The following is a 2,153-nucleotide window of genomic DNA, read 5'->3' on the forward strand; positions in this document are numbered from 1 at the left end:
GTGCTGATCTGGCCTTACGGCATCGCCGCGCCGGCGCTGGCGCTGGCATTTCGTTTCATCCTGGCGCCGGAAGCCGGCTTCATGGCCGTCGTCAACAAGGTTTGGCCGGGCTTCTGGGACCCCGGCCTCGACGGCGCCGACGCGATGGCATCCGTCATCATCGCCTTTTCCTGGAAATATGTCGGCTACAACTTCATCTTCTTCCTCGCTGCCTTGCAGGCGATCCCGCGTTCGCTGATCGAGGCGGCGGCGATGGACGGCTCCGGCGTCATCCGGCGGTTCTGGGACATCCAGTTCCCGCTGATCACGCCGACGATCTTCTTCCTGCTGGTCATCAACATCACCGAGAGTTTCCAGGATTCCTTCGGCATCGTCGACATCATGACCGCCGGCGGGCCGGCCAATGCCACCAATCTGATGGTTTACAAGATCTATTCCGACGGCTTCAAAGGCCTGGATTACTCCGGCGCGGCCGCGCAGAGCATCATCCTGATGCTCTTGATCATCGCGCTCACCATCGTCCAGTTCCGCTTCATCGAGCGGCGCGTGCATTATCGTTGAGGCGGGCCATGGTCGAGCGCACTCCGATCCTCAATTTCTTCACGCATCTCATCCTGTTCGCCGGCTTCGTCTTCTGCGTGGCGCCGTTCGTCATCGTGGCGATCGCCGCCTCGCACAATCTGAAGGACGTCAACGACGTGCCGATGTCGCTGCTGCCGGGCAGCGATTTCTGGGTCAACATCAAGACGGCCTGGACGACGGCCGATCTCGGCCCGAAGCTGCTCAATTCCTTCATCATGGCGTTTGGCGTTGCCGCCGGCAAAGTGATCATCTCGGCGCTCACCGCCTTCTCGATCGTCTATTTCCGCTATCCCGGCCGCATGCTGATCTTCTGGCTGATCTTCATCACGCTGATGCTGCCGCTCGAAGTGCGCATCGTGCCGACCTATGCGGTGGTCGCCAATGTGCTCGAGCCTTATCAGACGATAATGGACCTAACAGGGCTGTCCTGGCTGATCGAAAAGGTGTCTGGGGTTCAGGTCCAGCTCAGCCTGGGGCTGCTCAATTCCTATAGCGGCCTGATCCTGCCGCTGGTCGCGACCGCCACCGGCACGTTCCTTTACCGCCAGTTCTTCCTGACCGTGCCGGACGAATTGACCGAGGCGGCGCGCATGGACGGGGCCGGCGCGCTGCGCTTCTTCGTCGATATCCTTCTGCCGCTGTCGCGCAACAACATGGCGGCGCTCGGCACCATCATGTTCCTGTGGGCCTGGAACCAGTATCTGTGGCCATTGCTCATCACCACCGACCAGTCGCATGCGATGGCGGTGACCGAGTTGAAGCAGCTCATCCCCAATGTCGGCGGCGCGCCGGAATGGCATATCGCCATGGCTGGCACACTGATCATCATGCTGCCGCCTATGATCGTCGTGGTGCTGATGCAGCGCTGGTTCGTGCGCGGCCTGATCGCCACCGAAAAATAAGGAGACAGGAAATGGCCTCCATCACCATTCGCGGCGTCAAGAAGAACTATGCCAAGACGCAGGTCGTGCACGGCGTCGACCTCGACTTCGCCTCGGGCGAATTCGTCGTCATCCTGGGACCCTCCGGCTGCGGCAAGTCCACGCTGCTCAGGATGATCGCAGGGCTGGAAGAGATATCCGACGGCACGATCGCCATCGACGGCACGGTCGTCAACAAGCTCGAGCCGCGCGAGCGCGGCTGCGCCATGGTGTTTCAGAATTACGCGCTCTACCCGCATATGAGCGTGGCGCAGAACATCGGCTATTCGCTGAAGGTGGCCGGCGTTCCGTCGGCCGAACGGACCCAGCGCATCCAGGCGGTGGCGCGCGTCCTGGAACTGGAGCACCTGCTCGACCGCAAGCCGATGGCGCTGTCCGGCGGCCAGCGCCAGCGCGTCGCCATGGGCCGCGCCATGATCCGGGAGCCGAAGGTGTTCCTCTTCGACGAGCCGCTCTCCAACCTCGACGCCAAGCTGCGCGTGCAGATGCGTTCGGAAATCCGCAAGCTGCACCGGCGGCTCAATGCCACCTCCGTCTTCGTCACGCATGATCAGGTCGAGGCGATGACACTGGCCGACCGGCTGGTGGTAATGAATGGCGGCCGCGTCGAGCAGGTCGGCACGCCGGCGG

General features: G+C 62.4%; 3 protein-coding genes. All 3 read left to right on the plus strand.

Features of this window, described 5'->3' with window-relative positions:
• On the plus strand, nucleotides 1-561 hold a 561-nt coding region (locus EOA24_RS35290; protein WP_127410669.1), incomplete at its 5' end, for an ABC transporter permease subunit.
• A gap of 8 nt (nucleotides 562-569) precedes the next feature.
• The gene (locus EOA24_RS35295) at nucleotides 570-1,484 is read left to right on the plus strand and encodes an ABC transporter permease subunit (RefSeq protein WP_126081042.1); all 915 of its coding nucleotides are present in this window, start codon (nucleotides 570-572) and stop codon (nucleotides 1,482-1,484) included.
• Nucleotides 1,485-1,495: 11 nt separating this feature from the next.
• A partial coding sequence (locus EOA24_RS35300) for an ATP-binding cassette domain-containing protein (protein WP_127410670.1) occupies nucleotides 1,496-2,153 on the plus strand: 658 nt, incomplete at its 3' end.

Origin of the sequence: Mesorhizobium sp. M2A.F.Ca.ET.039.01.1.1 (assembly GCF_003998035.1) — a bacterium.
In the GTDB taxonomy this organism is placed as follows: Bacteria; Pseudomonadota; Alphaproteobacteria; order Rhizobiales; family Rhizobiaceae; genus Mesorhizobium.

Coding starts and splice junctions, on each gene's coding strand:
- EOA24_RS35295 (WP_126081042.1), top strand. CDS start 570: ATGGTCGAGCGCACTCCGATCCTCAATTTCTTCACGCATCTCATCCTG.